This is a genomic window from Vibrio sp. 1562, from assembly GCF_033340155.1.
GTDB classification, from domain to species: Bacteria; Pseudomonadota; Gammaproteobacteria; order Enterobacterales; family Vibrionaceae; genus Vibrio; species Vibrio alginolyticus.
In genome coordinates this window covers 24937-43679 of sequence record NZ_JAWOVY010000001.1, presented here as the reverse complement: position 1 = coordinate 43679, position 18743 = coordinate 24937, and the positions used below count along the sequence as shown (strand labels likewise).

Here is an 18743-nt window from a genome sequence, read left to right as displayed (position 1 = left end):
TTAATAACAAAATAGCCCAGATCTTCCTGGGCTATTTAACTATTAAGATGGGATACTAGCGCACGTCTTTGTCTTCAATTTCAATGTCTTCTAGTGGTAACCAGTCGACTTTCACACCCGCTTGATCGAACATATCTTGACTGACTTGGATTTTATCTCCCCAGCGAGATAAAAAGTCTTCAGACTGCTCGGGGCAGTGTACGTGTGAGATCCCTGTTTGAATGATCTTTGCCGCGCAGTTAGGGCAAGGAAAATGCGTTACCCAAATATCACATCCGTCTAAGTCACGTTTTGAGAACAAAATTGCGTTCTCTTCCGCGTGCAGTGTTTTAAGGTATTTCAACTCGCGCTCATCGGTGTCGACACTGTCAGAAACACCATGCGGATAGCCATTAAATCCAACAGATACAATGCGATTCTGTTTAGTAATAACGGCACCGACTTGTGTTGATGGGTCCTTACTCCAAGACGCCACTAGTTCTGCCATCTGGTAAAAGCGTTTCGCCCATTTAGAAATCATAGTCATCCTCTCTGTCGAAGGCGTTGAATTAATTGAATGATAACCCATTTATATTAAAAAAATAGTCAAAATCGGGGTCTTGAGTATGAAGGCGTCACTTTTTACCTTTTTAGCCACAAAACGTTCTTATCTTGAGCACTGAATCTCACTTTACGCCCGAATACAATACTCCCGTTAGTGTTTCCAAGCACACGCTAAAATTCGCGATCTCCTAAGGCGTATATTAAATAGTTATGATTGAGTTGTATGTATATTGCTCATTGAATACCACTGTTAACTAAATTACTTTATTTTCCTTTTGTTTCTCATGTTTACATTTAGAAACACCTTGGGCGCTTTTCAGTGAAGTTTTCAGTGGCAGCAAGGAGTAAGGTTGATAGGAATTCAACAATATCCTGTTCTATAAAGACGGTAAATACATGCAAAAGAAACCACTTGTCGCACTAATGGCGGCTACAGCAATCCTCGCTGGATGCGGGGAAGCTAATAATGCCCAAACGAAAGGTCAAGCGCCTCTCGTAGTGACTCAGGATGTCACGGTTATCGACTACCAACCGAGCAAGTCTTATATCGGTCGCATTGAAGCAGTAGAAGATACCAATATTACCGCGCAGATTTCTGGCTACTTAAAAGCTCGTCACTTTGAAGAGGGGCAAATGGTAGAAAAAGGGCAGCTCCTTTACTCTATCGAGCCATCTTCTTTTGAAGCCTAAGTCGCGAGTGCTAAAGCCGCACTTGCACAAGCTAAAGCGGCGCTAAAAAAAGCCGAATTAGATCATACTCGAGGTAAAAACTTGTTGCCTCGCGGTAGTATCTCTCAATCTGAGTTTGATGCTTTAACAGCTGCACTTCTTGGTGCGAGAGCAGAGCTAGAAGCGGCAAATGCTCAACTTAAACTTGCTGAAGTTAACCTTTCCTATACTCAAATCCGAGCACCTTTTAGCGGACGTATTAGTGATACCAAAGTGAGTACGGGTGATCTGGTTTCTCCGTCATCTGGCGTGCTGACAACTCTGGTGAGTTTAGATCCAGTTCATACCTCATTTAGTGTGAGTGAGCGTGAGCGTTTAGCTATGGGTATGGATCAAGTAAAAGGTGATGGCTCGGCTGAATCAAACCGCGTTGAAGTTCAGCTTGAACTGGAAAATGGACAGTTTTTTGAGCATCTCGGTAAGCTTGATTTCTTAGGTAATCGTATTGACACCAAAACGGGTACGATTGCTATGCGCGCGCTCGTTCCAAACCCAGATCAGAAGTTACTTCCGGGTCAGCACATCAAAGTGAACTTGAGAGATAAGAATACGAAGGACGTTATTGTTATTCCACGACGTGCCGTTCAAACTGACTTAGAAGGTGACTTTGTGATGGTGATGGCTGAGGGAAATGTCGCAGAGCGTCGTAACGTAGAGCTTGGCCCTCAGGTTGAACAAGGTATTATCATTCGAGAAGGGCTCGATCAGGAAGATACAGTTATTACACAAGGCCTACAACGTGTGCGTAATGGTGTAGAAGTGCGCCTTCAAGCACCTGCTGAAGATAAGCAGTAGGGGGCACTATGTTAAGTCGTTTCTTTATTCAGAGACCTAAATTCGCGCTGGTTATTTCGATCATATTAACGCTAGCCGGCGCGATCTCACTGGCGATTTTGCCAGTGGCGGAGTACCCACAGATAAGTCCGCCATCAGTCAGCGTTTCGGCATACTACACCGGTGCGAGTGCGGAAGTTGTCGAGCAGGCCATTGCTGACCCCATAGAGACCTCAGTCAACGGCGTTGAGGATATGATATACATGTCTTCAAAGAGCGCGAACGATGGCTCTTACAGCCTAAACGTCACGTTTGATGTCGGCACCGATCCAGATATGGCGCAAGTTAACGTGCAAAACCGCGTGTCACAGATTGAGTCAAAACTGCCTCAAGAAGTTCGCATGGTTGGTGTGACGGTGAAAAAGCGTTCACCTGACTTGCTGATGGTGCTTAACTTCTATTCACCTGATGGCAAATACGATGATCAGTTCTTGATTAACTACATTAACTTGAATGTAAAAGATCAGTTGGCTCGTGCGAAAGGTATCAGTGAAGTTAACGTGATTGGTGGTGGCGAATACGCAATGCGTGTTTGGTTAGATCCTGAAAAAATGGCCAACCTTAAGCTAACCACGTCAGACGTATACGCCGCTTTGGCTGAACAGAACGTTCAAGTTGCGGCAGGGCGTGTAGGTGCAGCACCATACAACAATCCGCAAGAAGTTCAGTTTAACCTTGTGACCAAAGGTCGCTTGGAAAGCGTGAGTGAGTTTGAGAACGTAGTCCTTCGAGCTAATCCCAATGGCTCTACGGTTTATCTGAAAGATGTTGCTCGCGTTGAACTAGGCAAAAAGTTCTACGATGGTAACGGTAAGTTCCGTGGCCAGGACGCGTCAATCGTTGCGTTGTCTCTTCAATCGGATGCGAATGCGTTAGAAAGTGGTCAGGCCGTCATGGAGCTCCTTGAGGGCTTGAGCAAAAACTTCCCAGAGGGAATGGAATACGAGACCAGCTACGATACAACCGTGTTCGTATCTGAATCGATCAAAGGGGTAGTAAAAACACTGATTGAAGCGATTCTATTGGTGATCGCTGTAACTTACTTGTTCTTGGGTAGTGCGCGTGCAACGTTGATTCCTGTTGTCGCGATCCCCGTTTCTCTGATTGGTACGTTTGCCATCATGCAGGCAACGGGCTTCACCATTAATACGGTTACTTTGTTTGGCTTGATCCTTGCGATTGGTATCGTGGTGGACGATGCGATTCTGGTTATCGAAAACGTCGATACTACCATGGCGAAAGACCCAACCATTTCACCGCGTAAAGCGACGTTGCTAGCGATGAAAGAAGTAACGGGCCCAATCATCACGTCGACCTTGGTTCTACTTGCGGTATTCATACCCGTCGCCATGCTGCCAGGTATCACCGGTATCATGTATCGCCAGTTCGCTTTGACCATCTGTATTTCGGTTGTTATTTCATCCATCAATGCATTGACGCTGTCTCCAGCACTTTGTTCTCTGGTATTGAAGCAGGGTGGGGGCAATACCGCTAACTGGTTCCAGGCTTTCAACCGAGGCTTAGAGCGCATCACTACGCGTTATGGCCAGATCGCTGGTTTCTTGGTGAAGAAGTCTTTACTGCTCGTGACGTTCTTTATAGTTGCTATCGCAGCGGTCACTTTCTTTGCGAAAACCACCTCTACAGCGTTTGTTCCTCAAGAAGATAAAGGCATTTTGCTGGTTAACGTACAGCTACCAGATTCAGCCTCTTTATCACGTACTGAAGAAGTCACCAATGATTTAATGAAAATGATCGGTGAAGAACCTGGTGTGGATGGTGTGACGGTTGCGAACGGTTACTCGTTTATGACAGGCGCAGCAGCATCAAACGGTGCTTCTGTATTTATCAAATTGCATGACTGGGATACTCGTAACTCGCTGCAAGGAGAGCACTCTGCTAATGCTATCGCGGCACGTATTAACGGTCGAGCGGCGACAGAGCTACCTCAAGCGGTTGTTTTTGCGATGGGACCACCGGCGGTTCCTGGTATGGGCGCTGCGTCTGGTTTTGAGTTTGTGCTTGAAGACACGCTAGGGCGAAGTCGTACCGACTTGTCGATGGTCATGGGAGAAATGATCCAAGCGGCTAACCAAGCGCCTGAAATTGCCTACACGTTTAGCACGTTCCGCGCGAATGTTCCGCACTACTACGTTGATATCGATCGTGAGAAAGCGCAGCAATTAGGTATTTCGCTGTCGTCTATTTTCCAAACCTTGCAAGGCAACTTAGGTTCGCTTTATGTGAATGACTTCACCATGTTTGGTAAGAACTTCCGCGTAACCATGCAAGCTGATAGCCAGCACCGTAGCAGCATGGAAGATCTAGAGCGTTTCCATGTTCGTTCTTCGAACGGTGATATGGTTCCGTTAAGTACGCTAGTGAGCTACGAGCAAGTGTTTGAGCCTGATGTGGCGTGGCGTTACAACATGTACCGCAGTGCTATCATTCAAGGCCAACCAGCACCGGGTTACTCTAGTGGTGATGCGATTGCCGCAATGGAACGCGTTGCTGCTGAAGTTCTTCCACAAGGGTACACGTATGAATGGACAGGTATGGCTTATCAGGAAGTGCTCGCGGGTAACCAAGCCATTTATGCGTTTGCGCTGGCTTTGATCTTCATTTACTTGTTTATGGTGGCTCAGTATGAGAGTTGGAGTATTCCACTGGCTATTATTTTGGTGGTCCCAGTAGCAACGTTAGGTTCCTTCCTTGCGTTGAATCTAACTGGCACGCCGCTTAACTTGTATGCCCAAATTGGTCTTGTCTTGCTCATAGCCTTGGCGGCGAAAAACGCAATTTTGATTGTGGAGTTCGCCAAGCAAGAGCGTGAAGAAAAAGATGCTGATATCGATAGTGCAGCGGTTAAAGGAGGCACGTTACGTTTCCGCGCTGTGAATATGACATCTTGGTCATTTATCCTGGGTATCTTCCCGCTTATCTTTGCCGCTGGCGCGGGGCACGTGAGTCAAAACTCACTCGGCGTGTCGCTGATTGGTGGTCTATTGTGTGTGCTTCTAGCAGGTACATTCTTGATCCCAGGCTTCTACGCTCTGGTGCAAAGACAGCGTGAGAAAGTTCATGGCGGCAACACCAAGCTGGTTCCTCTTGATGATGAATAATCACATCCGAAGTGCGCAGTAAGCACGAAGTGACAATTGAAAAAAAGCCCGAAGCAATGGTTGCCTCGGGCTTTCTATTTTGAAAAAGGGTTATTTTAGCGCAGTTTTGAATTGTGCAACGGCTTCATCCATATCATGAGCTTGAGCAGAGACAGAGTTCACTTCATGCAAGCATTCCTGAGCGGATTGCATGTTATTCTCAGATATTGCGTTTAGCTCGGTGATTGAACCGCTAACTTGGTTCATCACGATACCTTGTTCTTCAATTGCTGAAGCTATGCGCTCCGAATTACCTTGAATTGAATGCATGTCAGTGATGATCTGTTGCAGGCTAGAATCCAGTTTTTCAGAAGCATTAAGTGTTTGTCGCCCTTGATCGTTACATTGATCAATATCAGCAACAACTGTAGACATTTGAGTTTGAATATCTGCAACGACCCGCGTGATTTCCTCTGTGGATTGATGAGTTCGGCTAGCTAGGGCGCGTACTTCATCGGCAACAACTGCAAACCCGCGGCCTTGTTCGCCTGCTCGCGCGGCTTCAATTGCTGCGTTGAGAGCTAGTAGGTTGGTTTGCTCTGCAATTTCTTGGATGATGTTCACGGCACCACCAATTTTATCTACATGCTGATTCAGCGAGCCAATCGACTGCTGGCTGTTTGATAAAATCGTGGTTAGTTGACCGATGTTGGTTACCGTCGCCTCAACAACTCCTCGACCTTGTTCGGCATTATTCGCTGCCTGATGTACGCCTTCTACCGCAACTGATGTGCTTTCAGAGATTTCACCTATTGTGGCAACCATTTGCTGAACTGCCGTCGCCATTGATGCAGTGTGGTCAGTTTGAGTGTGGAATTGCTCCATAACGCCTTCTAACTCACGATGCATATTATCGGTACTTGCAGTGAGTTGCGCCGATTTTTCTTGGGTACTACTAATTAGATGCTCAAGCTTATCCAATAGGTCATTGAGGTGATGACTGATATCAAATAGCTCGTCTTGACCTTTCAAATCAGATCGAAGTCCCATGTTGTTCGTTTCGCTGATACTTCGAATGGTGCCAAGTAAGCTATTCACTCGCGTATTGATTGAACGTGAAATTTGCCAAATCAATGCGAAAATAACGACTAAGATCAGAGCTGTAATGACCTGCTTGATGGTCGACATTTGTTCATCACGTTGTGCGGCAGCAGAGCTAAGGGCTGTGGAAAAGGTTTCAAATTGCTCTTCTACGGCATGAGATAATGCGCGAGTTTCACCGAGTAGGCCTTTGTCATAAGCAACCCCAACAACTTGCTTTTGGGCCGCCAATTGCTTACCTGTTTTGATAAGCTCCGGAGCATATTGCCCCTCAAGCAAGTCACTATTGAATAGTCCTGCTTTTACCGCAGAGTCAAAACGGACTAATGCCAATAACTGCTGGTGGTCTGAACGTTGTTTTGCTTCTAATAGTGCTTGTTCGTAACCAGCGAGAAGCCCACTCTTTGAATCAAGCCCGTATCGTTGGTAAGCGCTGACCAGGTTCTGAAAGCCCCTTTGGTATGCGAGCAAGTCTTGCTTAAATTGTTGACTGGAAGGTAATTCATTACTCTTGAGTATGTTCGCAAGCTCTTTTTCTGTGTCTATAAACTTGTCAACATTGGCGTCAAACTTATTTAGATATTTGTCATTACTACGTAGTAGGAAATCTTTTTCATTTCTGCGTAAGTTGAGTAAGCGTATTTCTAGATCACCAACGAGTTTGATGGCGTGATTAAGATCATTGCTCTTATTTTCAAAATGGGATGACGTACCCAAAAGGGCCACGATGCCTAAAATGGCGATAACTCCGAGGAAGTAGAGTTTTTGCCTAATAGTCATATTGTTGTTTCCTGAATAAGTAACTAAAAAGAGAAATCCAATGAGATTTCCAAGGGCTAGCAAACGTTGTTCAACTAACATGTCGAGAAAACGACATGCACTAATACAGCACTTTTTTACGTTGCTGTTTTTTCGCTCCGTGCTTGTTTTTTGTATCAAGTCTTCGGCGTTGAGAAGCGCGGGTTGGTTTCGTTTTAATACGCTTCTTCTCCTGTAAAGCGGCAGCTTTTATCAATGCTTGAAGCCGATTTAGGGCGTCTTCCTTATTTTGTTCTTGTGTCCGAAATTGTTGCGCTTTGATGATGATCACGCCATCTTTACTTATACGACTATCAGAAAGTGCAAGTAATCGCTCTTTGTAAAAGTCAGGTAAGCTTGAATGCCGGATATCAAAGCGCAGGTGTATAGCGGACGCTACCTTGTTAACGTTCTGGCCACCATTTCCTTGAGCTCTAATTGGGGATAATTGAATTTCCCACTCTTGAATTGTGACGGAGTTCGAAATTTTGAGCATGATAAGTAAATGCCGGTAAGGACGATTGAAAGAGCTGATAAATTAACATTACAGATGCACAAATAGAAGAAAAGACATGAGCACGATTGATTTTAGACCCTATGAGGGATTCATATTTGATATGGATGGTACTCTAATCGATACCATGCCAGCCCACTTGGCAGCTTGGCAAGCAACTGCTGAGCGTTTTGATTTTCCGTTTTGCCAGGAATGGTTTCACAGTTTGGGAGGGATGCCGAGCTTTAAAATTGTTGAGGAACTAAATCGTGTGCATGAGCTTTCGTTAGATCCTAAAACTGTCGCGACATTTAAAATGGAAACATTCGCTGCTATGGAGCTTCATGGTGACGTTATTCCTTGCACGAGCATAGTGTTAGAGGAATATTTAGGCCATAAGAAAATTGCAGTCGGGACTGGCAGCCAACGAGAAAGTGCCATGCGCTTATTAAGTCATGCAGGTTTATTAGACAAGTTAGATGTTGTAGTAACCGCGAGTGATGTAGAGAACCATAAACCCTTTCCAGATACCTTTTTGGTGGCCGCGGAACAACTCGACTTGGAGGCGTCACAGTGTCTTGTGTTCGAGGATACTGAGTTGGGGAAGCGAGCGGCGCATGCAGCTGGTATGGATTGCGTTATGGTGCAAGATAATGAGTTGATCTTTTTCCCAAAACCATAGTGGCAATATCCCTTAATATGAGATCAAAATGGGGTGCAAATGCACCCCATTAATTTTTACCACATCATCGATCATGAATCATAGATGCTTATTCTGGTTGAACTAGCTCTTGGTATTCAAATGAAGGTACCACAACTTCTACGCGACGGTTTTTCTCACGACCTTCGCGAGTGCTGTTGTCAGCAACTGGGTTTTCTTCACCCATACCTTTAACTGTCAAACGATCTGAACCAATGCCAGCTGCGGTTAGGTAATCAGCAACAGATTGAGCACGACGCTCAGACAGTTTTTGGTTGTATGCCGCAGGGCCTGAGCTATCCGTGTAACCAGTAATCTCTACTTGAGCTTGAGGATATTCGTTCAAGAATGAAACAAAGTTGTCCAGACGTTCAGAAACGGACTCTGTTAACTTAGCACTATCGAATTCAAACGTACCTGTACCGTACTCTTCTTTGTGCACCTTGCTCATCATCACTGGTTCTGGATCTGGCTCGATCACTTCTTCCGTTACAACTGCTGCAACAACTGGAGCTGCTGCGAATTTGTAGTTAACACCGATACCAAAGAAGTTAGCATCCATGTCGTCCCACACGTCGTCAGACATGTCTTGGTAACGTTGGTATTCAGCGCGAACACTCCAGTTTCTATCGATCGAGTATTCAGCACCCAAAGAACCTGTTGGGACAAAGTCTGTTTCGTCATCAGACATCATGTAAGCACCACCGATCTTAGCAAACAGATTCCAAGAGTCGTTTAAGTGCCAGTTGAATTTAGGTGCAAGTGTTAAAGCCGTTAGATTGCCGTCAATCGTATTAACCGTGTTAGCCCCTGACATCGAGTTAGCTTTGTAGTCGCCTAAGAAGTCTACGCCGTACTCTAGCCCAATGATATCGGTAAAGTCATAACCGATATGTAGTCCTGCACCAAACGCTTCATCATCACAAGGGCTATTTAGATAGCAAGCGTCGTCAAGTGTAGTCATGCCCACTTTGCCCCCGATGTACATTTCAGCTTGAGCAGAGTTTAAAAGCGCGCTACTACCAGCTACCACTGCTGCTACTGCAATTGCTACTTTGTTCATAATGTTTCCTTGTATTGATTGCATATTAACTTCTACTTCGTTTTATCAAAAAATTAGAAAAACCAGCGTTTATAAGAAATTAGTTTAATATTCTAATCATTTCATATCAAGCAACAATATATTTGAACTTGATCAACATTTACTACCCAAAAATACCTCACAAACTTCTGATATTTCTTACATTGTAGTAAAGATTTTTTGGTGCATAAGAAAATTGATGATTATTTTGAACTTTTTTCGTAAACTTTACTTTACATTGTGCGCAGTAGTTAACAGGTGGCATTTATTTGCATTTATTTGCAAAAACTGATTGCAAGTCTACGCCTAAGCCGATAAGTTACTTAAACGCTAGACAGAAAATGACCACAGCCCTTGATGCTGCTCGCTTTGTGAACAATGTTGCAATGAGTTCAGTTGGTAAAAATGGGGTCGGAAATAAAACCAGGAAGTAGAAGTAATGTTTCAAACTGATGATGTAAGAATAAATAGAGTAAAAGAGTTATTGCCACCTGTTGCAGTATTAGAGAAGTTCCCAGCGACTGAAACCGCTTCTTCGACCACTTTTGATTGCCGTAACGCCATTCACAATATTCTTGAAGGAAAAGACGATCGATTACTCGTTATCGTTGGCCCGTGTTCTATTCACGATCCGGCTGCCGCGGTTGAGTACGGTAAAAAGCTAAAAGTACTACGTGATGAACTGGGCGAGCAGCTTGAGGTTGTTATGCGAGTTTATTTTGAAAAGCCGCGTACGACCGTTGGTTGGAAAGGCCTTATCAATGACCCTTACTTAAATGACACCTATAAGCTAAATGATGGTCTACGTATCGGACGTAAACTTCTTCTTGATCTAACCGATATGGGCTTGCCAACGGCAAGTGAATTCTTAGATATGATCACACCTCAGTACGTGGCGGATTTGATCAGTTGGGGCGCTATCGGTGCTCGTACGACAGAATCTCAGGTTCACCGCGAGCTAGCTTCTGGTCTTTCTTGTCCTGTAGGTTTCAAAAACGGTACAGACGGGAATATTAAAATAGCGAGCGACGCGATTCGTTCTGCAAGCGCTTCCCATCACTTCCTTTCAGTAACAAAATACGGTCATTCCGCGATCGTAGAAACCGCTGGTAATCCAGACTGCCATATTATTCTACGTGGCGGTAAAGAACCAAACTACAGTGCAGCACATGTAGCTCAAATTAAAGATGAGCTGGACACTGCAGGTCTGCCGAAAAAAGTGATGATTGATTTTAGCCATGCTAACAGCTCGAAGCAGTTCAAGCGTCAAATGCTGGTGTCTGATGATGTATCCGAGCAAATCTCTGCTGGCGAAGAAGCCATTTTTGGAGTGATGATCGAGTCTCATTTAGTTGAAGGTCGCCAAGACTTAGTGGATGGTAAAGCAGCCACTTATGGTCAGTCGATTACTGATGCATGTATTGGTTGGGAAGATACGGAAACGGTACTTCGTCAGCTTTCTGATGCAGTAAAAGCGCGCCGCAACAAGTAAGCTCAACAGAAAAACTTTTTTAAAAGTGAATAGTGAAGAGCCAGAGGTACTATGCCTCTGGCTCTTTTTGTTGAGAATTACTCTCATATCTTTCTATTGCTTCTGCTTTCCTATATGTTATCTGTATACGTTGTAACCAAAAGGAATTTGGAATTGAATCGTAATGTATGGCTTCTATCCCTCTGCCAAGCCTTATTAATGACAGGGAATATTTTACTCATATCTGTTATTGCCCTTATTGGCAAAACACTTGCGCCGTCATCAAGTTTTATCACATTACCAGTTGCACTACAGTTTTTGGGACTGATGGCCGCGACAATTCCCGCGTCGCTAATTATGGGCAAGTTAGGGCGTCGCCTTGGTTTTAGCCTTGGTAATGTCATTGGCATTTTGGGTGCTAGTCTAGCGACGTATGCATTAAGTCAACAAAACTTCTATCTGTTCTGCATGTCTACGTTTTTGCTTGGTGTTGGTATAGGTTTCGGTACTCTATACAGGTTTGCTGCCATTGAAGTGTGTGAAGAGTCGGCAAGGCATAGGGCGATTTCGATATCTATGGCGGGTGGGGTGTTAGCGGCGATCCTTGGACCTAATTTGGCGGTGTACTCACAGCAGTGGTCAGGTGATGGCTTATACATTAGTGCATTTGCTGCGCTTGTCGTGCTTTATATAACTGCGTTGGTTGTGCTACAAACCATTCGTTTTCCACCTGCACACACGCAGGCGCTACACGCTAAGGCGGATAAGCTCAGACTGATTATTCGTCGACCTAATTTCATGCTAGCAGTTATCGCGGCAATGGTTGCGTACGCGGTGATGAACATTTTAATGACAGCAACTCCTTTAGCGATGATTGGTTGTGGCTTTGATTTTGATAAAGCGGCGGGAGTGATCGAATGGCACGTGTTGGGTATGTTTGCACCTGCGTTTGTCACGGGCCGTCTGATAGAGCGGTTTGGCGCTAAGAATATGATTTTGGCGGGTGGATTGCTATTTGTTGCTTGTATTGGAATTAATATACATGGAGTGTCTATCTGGCATTTTAGTCTTGCTTTAATCCTGTTAGGAATAGGGTGGAACTTTATGTTTATCGCAGCAACCGGGCTGTTTAGTCAAAGCTATGAAGCGAAAAACAGAAGCAAGGCTCAAGCGTTTAATGAATTCTTCGTGTTCAGTTGTGTCACCATCACCGCATTACTATCTGGTTGGCTTGAGTCTACCGTAGGTTGGCAGAATCTTAATTTGTATGTTCTTCCATTTGTGTTACTCGTTATCGCGATGTTTGCGTTAAAAACGAATAAAAAGCCAGAATCACAAACCGCTTAATTAAGTCTTAATATATAACCCGGCCTATCGTGTCGGGTTTGTTTATTAGCTCAAATCAACAATCTCCTCTTTATGTTTTTATCGATAATGTGAATTCCCACAATAAAAATGTCGATTTGATAAGACTTTTTATCTAACTTTTTGTAATAAAAATAAAAATCCTGTATATATCTTGCCGAAAATCAATAAAAACTAAAGAAGTTTCGTCTATGTCAGCCAATATTTCTCGTAAAGCTCAAGAAACTCTCGTGAGGGAGTCTGAGGAACTCGTCTCAACAACGAACTTACAAGGCGTTATTACATATTGTAATGAAGCCTTTTGCCGCGTTGCTGAATACACTCACGAAGAACTTGTCGGTCAGAACCACAATATAGTTCGTCATAATGATATGCCTAAAGCCGCTTTCGGTGACATGTGGGCACGCCTTAAACAAGGTAAAGCCTGGCGTGGAATGGTTAAGAATGCCACTAAGTCTGGCGGTTACTATTGGGTTGATGCTTATGTCACCCCTATCTACGAAGACAACCATGTTGTTGGGTATCAATCAGTGCGCGTGAAACCAAAGCGAGAGTGGGTTGATATTGCGACAAAAGCCTACAAAAGCATGCGTACTGCAGAGAAGTCTGGTCGAACTTGGTCGTTGAAAATCAATGAAACCATTCGCTATGCGATTCTACTTGGTGCACTAACCGCACCTGCAACCGCATATGCGTTGTCTGTTGAAGGGCCGTTGGCTTGGCTTGCAAGTGCGTTACCTGCAAGTGTTCTGGCTCTGTTATTCCGCCAAGAGTTAATTGATACACCTCAGCAACTTAAAAAGTTACAAAAGCAATATGACAGCGTAAGTCGCTTGATCTATTCCGGTAACACGGCATTTTCGATTGCCGATTTCCATATCAAAATGCTATCCGCAAGAATTCGAACCGTGTTAGGAAGAATGACTGACTCCGCATTGCCTTTGCAGCATTGCGCCGAAGAGCTTAGTCAAACAACGGCAGAAGTCTCGGCTGCATTAAATCAGCAAAATACCGATATTCATCGTGTGCGAGATGCTACCCAAGAGGTGGAGTTGTCGGCAAATTCGGTTTCTTCGAGTACCAATGATGCCCATATGTTGATTGATGATACATTGAAGTCATGCTTGATGGCGAAGGAGACCATCGATCAAACGCACACCAATCTAGCGCAATTAAGTCTTCAAGCTGAAAAAGCGACGGAAACGACGTATCAACTGAGTGATCAGGCGCAGAAGGTGAACCATTTGATGGAAGAGATTGGTGGGATCGCAGAGCAAACCAATTTACTGGCACTTAACGCGGCGATTGAAGCAGCAAGGGCAGGGGAGCAAGGTCGTGGTTTTGCTGTTGTAGCTGATGAGGTCCGCGCGCTTTCTGGGCGTACATCCAATGCAACTGAACAAATCCAAGCTTCTATCTCCACTATGTTGGCAACGATTCAAAGTTGGCAGAAAGATATTCTGGCAAACAAAGAGCAAACCGATGCCTGTTCTCAAGTAGCAGAACAAAGCGCGTTGCGTTTGTCTGAAGTTGAACAGATGATGCAAACCATGAGTGGGCTGATGGTTGATGTAGCAGAAGCGGCGAATAACCAGTTAAAGCTATCTAGTGATGTAAACCAGCACATTCATTCTATCGCTTCGACCGCAGAACAAAACTTGGCAGCAACACATTCAGTTGAACAAAACAGCCGACAGTTGAAAGACCAAGTACAAGATTTCTATCAGCTCGCACTTCGATTTGAAGACAAATAGTCGTAACGAAAGTTGTGATGTTTATGTCCTGGCTGCGTTTATGCGAATAGGAGCCAGATAAAAGAAAGCCCCGCCATTGCTGGTGGGGCTTTTCAGTTTTCACATTCGCAATAGAGAAAACTGACTATCTTTTTACTGCAATTACGCGAGTAACTCTTTTGCTGTGTTCACTACGTTTTCAGTCGTGAAACCAAACATTTTGAATAGTTCGCCGGCTGGTGCAGATTCACCGAATGAAGTCATACCAATGATGCGACCGTCGAAGCCTACGTACTTGTACCAGAAGTCAGCAATACCTGCTTCAATTGCGATACGTGCTGTTACGTCTGATGGCAGTACAGCTTCACGGTAAGCGGCGTCTTGTTTGTCAAACGCATCTGTTGATGGCATTGAAACAACGCGTACTTTCTTACCTTCAGCCGTTAGTTGCTCTGCTGCTTTCACTGCTAGTTCAACTTCAGAACCTGTCGCGATTAGGATTAGCTCAGGCTTACCATCGCTGTCTTTCAGGATGTAACCACCTTTAGCGATATCAGCAACTTGCTGAGCTGTACGTTCTTGTTGCGCTAGGTTTTGACGAGAGAAGATAAGCGCCGATGGGCCATCTTTACGTTCAATCGCTAGTTTCCATGCCACTGCAGACTCAACCTGGTCACATGGACGCCATGTGCTCATGTTTGGAGTCAGGCGTAGAGACGCGATTTGCTCAACCGGTTGGTGAGTTGGGCCATCTTCGCCAAGACCGATAGAGTCGTGCGTGTAAACTTGGATGTTCTGAACTTTCATCAGAGCAGCCATACGCATAGCGTTACGTGCGTATTCCATAAACATTAGGAATGTTGCGCCGTAAGGAACGAAACCACCGTGCAGTGCGATACCGTTCATGATTGCTGTCATACCGAATTCACGTACACCGTAGTGGATGTAGTTACCAGAGAAGTCGTTCGCTTCTAGAGACTTAGAACCAGACCACATGGTTAGGTTAGAAGGCGCTAGGTCAGCAGAGCCGCCCATGAATTCTGGAAGCATTTGACCAAACGCTTCTAGTGCGTTTTGAGATGCTTTACGTGACGCGATGTTTGCTGGGTTTGCTTGAAGGTCAGCAATGATTTGGTTTGCTTTCTCTTCCCACTCAGCCGGAAGCTCACCGTTTACGCGGCGTTTAAATTCAGCTGCCAGCTCTGGGTACGCTGCTTCATAAGCTGCAAATTTCTCGTTCCACGCTGCTTCCTTAGCTGCGCCTGTTTCTTTCGCTGACCATTCTGCGTAGACTTCTTGCGGAATTTCAAAAGGACCGTGCTCCCAACCTAGTTCTTTGCGTGTTGCTGCGATTTCTTCTGCCCCTAATGGCGCACCGTGACAATCGTGTGAACCAGATTTGTTTGGTGAACCAAAACCGATGATAGTCTTAGTACAGATAAGTGTAGGACGTGGATCCGCTTTCGCTGCTTCAATTGCTGCGTTGATTGCGTCAGCATCGTGACCGTCTACTGCTGGAATTACGTGCCAGCCGTAAGCTTCGAAACGTTTAGGTGTATCGTCAGAGAACCAACCTTCAACGTGACCGTCGATAGAGATGCCGTTGTCATCCCAGAATGCGATCAGCTTGCCTAGACCAAGAGTACCTGCAAGAGAACATGCCTCGTGCGAAATACCTTCCATCAGACAGCCGTCGCCCATGAACACGTAAGTGAAGTGGTCAACGATGTCGTGGCCTTCTTTGTTGAATTGCGCTGCTAGCGCTTTTTCAGCTAGAGCCATACCAACCGCGTTAGTGATGCCTTGACCTAGCGGACCCGTTGTGGTCTCGATACCTGGCGCGTAACCATACTCTGGGTGACCAGGAGTTTTAGAGTGAAGCTGACGGAAGTTTTTCAGATCGTCGATAGACAACTCGTAACCTGCAAGGTGCAGTAGAGAGTAAATCAGCATTGAGCCGTGGCCGTTAGACAGTACGAAACGGTCGCGGTCTGCCCACTCAGGGTTTGATGGGTTGTGGTTTAGATGAGAGCGCCAAAGAACTTCAGCGATGTCAGCCATACCCATAGGTGCACCTGGGTGACCAGAGTTAGCTTGTTGAACACCATCCATGCTTAGCGCACGGATTGCATTTGCTAGATGTTTACGATCCATAGTGATTACTTCTCGATATTTGATTTAAATAGAGGGAACTCGCCGAAACAAGTTCAAATAGAATTTTTTGAAAATAGTGTTGATGGTAAAAGCGAGTAGACGGGCTACTCGCTTTTGGTAAGCAATTAAAGCTTAGCTTCGATCATCGCTTCTAGTTTGCCTTGGTCAACGGCGAAGTTGCGGATACCTTCAGCCAGCTTCTCAACAGCCATTGGGTCTTGGTTATGTTCCCATAGGAACTCAGCGTGAGTCATTGGTGCTGGACGCTCAGCTGCGCCTTTAGAATCAACTAGTTTCTCAACTACTTCACCTTCAGCTGCTTCTAGTTCTGCAAGTAGAGCAGGAGCGATAGTTAGACGGTCACAACCAGCTAGTTCTAAGATCTCACCGATGTTACGGAAGCTTGCGCCCATAACTACAGTTTTGTAGCCGTATTCTTTGTAGTAGTTGTAGATCTTAGTTACAGATAGTACGCCTGGATCTTCTTGAGCTTCGAAGTCACGGCCTTCTTTCGCTTTGTACCAGTCCATGATACGACCAACGAATGGCGAGATTAGGAATACACCCGCTTCTGCACAAGCACGTGCTTGAGCGAACGAGAATAGAAGCGTTAGGTTACAGTTGATGCCTTCTTTTTCTAGGATCTCAGCTGCGCGAATGCCTTCCCAAGTTGAAGCCAGTTTGATAAGGATACGGTCGTTAGTGATGCCAGCATCGTTGTACATTTTCACTAGTTGACGAGCTTTCGCTACGCTGCCTTCCATATCGTAAGATAGACGAGCGTCTACTTCTGTAGAGATACGACCTGGGATAGTTTTTAGGATTTCTTTACCGATGTTTACTGCAAGCATGTCACAAGTATCTTGAACTTGTTGAGCTTTGTCGTTGCTCTGTGCTTTAGCGTATTCGATTGAAGCATCGATTAGAGGTGCGTACTCTGCGATTTGAGCGGCTTTAAGGATAAGAGAAGGGTTAGTTGTTGCGTCTTCTGGCTGATACTTTTTAATTGCATCAATTTCGCCAGTGTCTGCTACTACAGTCGTTAGTTTACGAAGTTGCTCTAACTTGTTGCTCATAATCGATCATCCTATTTAAATGGGCTTAAGCGTGATTTTTGTTATCACAGCTTGTGCATTTGCAAGCGAGTTAGCTAACCGTCTCATCGCATTTAATGAGACATCTGCTCAGCCAACTACGGAAAATTTCGTTACCGAACAAATGCTATGAACATTTGATCGATAGCTGAGTAAATGATGTGTCCATATTTATCCTATCTATGCTGAAAGTCAATCGCTGAAATGGACTTATAGTGAACTTCATCAACGTTTTTTTACTGTGTGTTTAGTGGTTAACCCAAATAAACGTTTGCCCTTATTGTTCAAAGCTTGAGCGTTGTCCAAGAGGGTAAAAAATTGTAGTGAGAAAATGTTATTGCGATGAGCAAATGTAGCGTTTAAATTGATAAAGAACATATGCTAAGTCAATGAGCATATGTTCACTTATTGCATACAATATCGATCCTCTTAAAGGGCGAGAGAAACCATGAGCAGTTCTAATCAAGATATTTCCATTGAAAACACGGATTTGTTGACAGAGATTTCCGTCGCGTATTATCAAGACGGTGCGACTCAGGAAGAGATATCGAGAAAATTTGCCATATCACGCGCAAAGGTCGGGCGAATGCTCAAGCAGGCGCGTGATGAAGGCATTGTTGAAATTACCGTTAAATACCATCCGGTGTTCAGCGCCAAGATCGAACAACGTTTGATCGAGCGATTCGGCGTTAAGCGCGCGCTTGTTGCTCTTGATCAACCGAATGAAGAAGCGCAACGACTACAGGTATCGGGATTGGTGTCCAATTATCTCACTAGCACGCTCAAAAACGGCATGGTGGTGACGGTCGGACAAGGGCGCAACGTATCGTCCGTCGCTCACCATATAGGTGTTATTACGCCGCGTGACTGTAAATTTGTGTGTGGCATTGGTGGTATTCACCCGCGTGGCGGTATGTATAACGCCGACCATATTTGTCGTCAGTTGGCGAAGAAGTATGGGGGAACCTCTGAAACCCTTTATGCGCCGGCATACGCAGAAAATAGAGAACAGAAGTTGGCCTTCATGCAAAATGCAACCGTGAAACAAACGCTCGACCTAGCGCGTAAAGCCGATGTCGCTTTGGTTGGTATTGGTGACATGAGCGAAAACAGTTACATGGTCGACTTAGGTTGGTTTACGCCTGATGAAGTGGTTCAGTCGAGACTTCAACAAGGTGTGGTAGGGGATTTTGCAGGTTATGACTTCTTTGATATTCACGGTAATGTAGCGAACACGGTAATGAGTGACCGAGTAATTGGACTTGGTATTGAAGAGTTTCGGCCGATCTCGGAAGTTATTGCGATCGCAGCTGAGAACAGCAAGCCACTCGCTCTACTCGGAGCATTAAGAACTGGAGCGATAGACGTGATCGCCACGAGCGTTAGCAACGCATTAACCGTGCTCAACTTAGATGAGCAAATGCACGGTAACGCGACATCTGAACGCTAACGGAAATAGTCGGCTTTTGATGTAGTCAGGCTATGAGGAGGGACAAATCACTCATAGCCAGTTTCTATTTCGAAATGACAAGTTTGGTTTAGAAGC

General features: G+C 44.9%; 12 protein-coding genes and 1 pseudogene. 7 read left to right on the top strand and 6 right to left on the bottom strand.

Annotated features, from left to right (window positions below; translation table 11 throughout):
- Nucleotides 1-55: 55 nt before the first annotated feature.
- Nucleotides 56-520: a dCMP deaminase family protein gene (locus R7Z49_RS00175; RefSeq protein WP_005373515.1), complete on the bottom strand. Its 465-nt coding sequence runs from the start codon at nucleotides 518-520 to the stop codon at nucleotides 56-58.
- Nucleotides 521-939: 419 nt separating this feature from the next.
- On the opposite strand from R7Z49_RS00175, the pseudogene vmeY reads away from it, so the two are divergent.
- A pseudogene (vmeY, locus tag R7Z49_RS00170) lies at nucleotides 940-2067 on the top strand (multidrug efflux RND transporter periplasmic adaptor subunit VmeY).
- A gap of 8 nt (nucleotides 2068-2075) precedes the next feature.
- Entirely contained in the window at nucleotides 2076-5228 is a 3153-nt protein-coding gene (gene vmeZ, locus R7Z49_RS00165) for a multidrug efflux RND transporter permease subunit VmeZ (protein WP_017635194.1), read from the top strand.
- A 90-nt stretch (nucleotides 5229-5318) separates the two neighbouring features.
- On the opposite strand, the gene R7Z49_RS00160 is transcribed toward vmeZ, so the two are convergent.
- On the bottom strand, nucleotides 5319-7088 hold the full coding sequence (locus R7Z49_RS00160; RefSeq protein ID WP_258509895.1) for a methyl-accepting chemotaxis protein: 1770 nt from the start codon (nucleotides 7086-7088) through the stop codon (nucleotides 5319-5321).
- A gap of 100 nt (nucleotides 7089-7188) precedes the next feature.
- Nucleotides 7189-7602, bottom strand: coding sequence for an alternative ribosome rescue aminoacyl-tRNA hydrolase ArfB (arfB, locus tag R7Z49_RS00155; RefSeq protein WP_017635196.1), 414 nt, complete (start codon nucleotides 7600-7602; stop codon nucleotides 7189-7191).
- 76 nt (nucleotides 7603-7678) lie between these two features.
- Here arfB and R7Z49_RS00150 point away from each other — a divergent pair, with 76 nt between their 5' ends.
- Nucleotides 7679-8281 carry a beta-phosphoglucomutase family hydrolase gene (locus R7Z49_RS00150; protein WP_318111099.1) on the top strand — a complete coding sequence of 201 codons (603 nt, stop codon included), beginning with the start codon at nucleotides 7679-7681 and terminating at the stop codon, nucleotides 8279-8281.
- 88 nt (nucleotides 8282-8369) lie between these two features.
- Here the strand turns inward: R7Z49_RS00150 and R7Z49_RS00145 are convergent, their stop codons facing one another.
- On the bottom strand, nucleotides 8370-9362 hold the full coding sequence (locus R7Z49_RS00145; protein ID WP_017819897.1) for an OmpA family protein: 993 nt from the start codon (nucleotides 9360-9362) through the stop codon (nucleotides 8370-8372).
- A 457-nt stretch (nucleotides 9363-9819) separates the two neighbouring features.
- On the opposite strand from R7Z49_RS00145, the gene aroG reads away from it, so the two are divergent.
- From aroG to R7Z49_RS00130, 3 genes are all read left to right on the top strand, one after another.
- Nucleotides 9820-10872 carry a 3-deoxy-7-phosphoheptulonate synthase AroG gene (aroG, locus tag R7Z49_RS00140; protein ID WP_017635200.1) on the top strand — a complete coding sequence of 351 codons (1053 nt, stop codon included), beginning with the start codon at nucleotides 9820-9822 and terminating at the stop codon, nucleotides 10870-10872.
- Between the two features lie 153 nt (nucleotides 10873-11025).
- On the top strand, nucleotides 11026-12198 hold the full coding sequence (locus R7Z49_RS00135) for an MFS transporter (RefSeq protein WP_318111096.1): 1173 nt from the start codon (nucleotides 11026-11028) through the stop codon (nucleotides 12196-12198).
- Between the two features lie 209 nt (nucleotides 12199-12407).
- A complete protein-coding gene (locus R7Z49_RS00130; RefSeq protein ID WP_318111095.1) occupies nucleotides 12408-13970 on the top strand; it encodes a PAS domain-containing methyl-accepting chemotaxis protein in 1563 nt (520 codons plus the stop codon).
- 141 nt (nucleotides 13971-14111) lie between these two features.
- On the opposite strand, the gene tkt is transcribed toward R7Z49_RS00130, so the two are convergent.
- Entirely contained in the window at nucleotides 14112-16103 is a 1992-nt protein-coding gene (tkt, locus tag R7Z49_RS00125) for a transketolase (protein WP_318111094.1), read from the bottom strand.
- A 125-nt stretch (nucleotides 16104-16228) separates the two neighbouring features.
- Nucleotides 16229-17179 (bottom strand): transaldolase, encoded by a 951-nt coding sequence (tal, locus tag R7Z49_RS00120; RefSeq protein WP_005373488.1) that lies wholly within the window; start codon nucleotides 17177-17179, stop codon nucleotides 16229-16231.
- A 466-nt stretch (nucleotides 17180-17645) separates the two neighbouring features.
- Here tal and R7Z49_RS00115 point away from each other — a divergent pair, with 466 nt between their 5' ends.
- Nucleotides 17646-18647 (top strand): sugar-binding transcriptional regulator, encoded by a 1002-nt coding sequence (locus tag R7Z49_RS00115; protein ID WP_005387670.1) that lies wholly within the window; start codon nucleotides 17646-17648, stop codon nucleotides 18645-18647.
- Nucleotides 18648-18743 lie beyond the last annotated feature (96 nt).

Excerpts from the sequence above, each read along its gene's own strand:
- R7Z49_RS00175 (WP_005373515.1), bottom strand. The coding sequence starts at position 520 with ATGATTTCTAAATGGGCGAAACGCTTTTACCAGATGGCAGAACTAGTG.
- vmeZ (WP_017635194.1), top strand. The coding sequence starts at position 2,076 with ATGTTAAGTCGTTTCTTTATTCAGAGACCTAAATTCGCGCTGGTTATT.
- R7Z49_RS00160 (WP_258509895.1), bottom strand. The coding sequence starts at position 7,088 with ATGACTATTAGGCAAAAACTCTACTTCCTCGGAGTTATCGCCATTTTA.
- arfB (WP_017635196.1), bottom strand. The coding sequence starts at position 7,602 with ATGCTCAAAATTTCGAACTCCGTCACAATTCAAGAGTGGGAAATTCAA.
- R7Z49_RS00150 (WP_318111099.1), top strand. The coding sequence starts at position 7,679 with ATGAGCACGATTGATTTTAGACCCTATGAGGGATTCATATTTGATATG.
- R7Z49_RS00145 (WP_017819897.1), bottom strand. The coding sequence starts at position 9,362 with ATGAACAAAGTAGCAATTGCAGTAGCAGCAGTGGTAGCTGGTAGTAGC.
- aroG (WP_017635200.1), top strand. The coding sequence starts at position 9,820 with ATGTTTCAAACTGATGATGTAAGAATAAATAGAGTAAAAGAGTTATTG.
- R7Z49_RS00130 (WP_318111095.1), top strand. The coding sequence starts at position 12,408 with ATGTCAGCCAATATTTCTCGTAAAGCTCAAGAAACTCTCGTGAGGGAG.
- tkt (WP_318111094.1), bottom strand. The coding sequence starts at position 16,103 with ATGGATCGTAAACATCTAGCAAATGCAATCCGTGCGCTAAGCATGGAT.
- tal (WP_005373488.1), bottom strand. The coding sequence starts at position 17,179 with ATGAGCAACAAGTTAGAGCAACTTCGTAAACTAACGACTGTAGTAGCA.
- R7Z49_RS00115 (WP_005387670.1), top strand. The coding sequence starts at position 17,646 with ATGAGCAGTTCTAATCAAGATATTTCCATTGAAAACACGGATTTGTTG.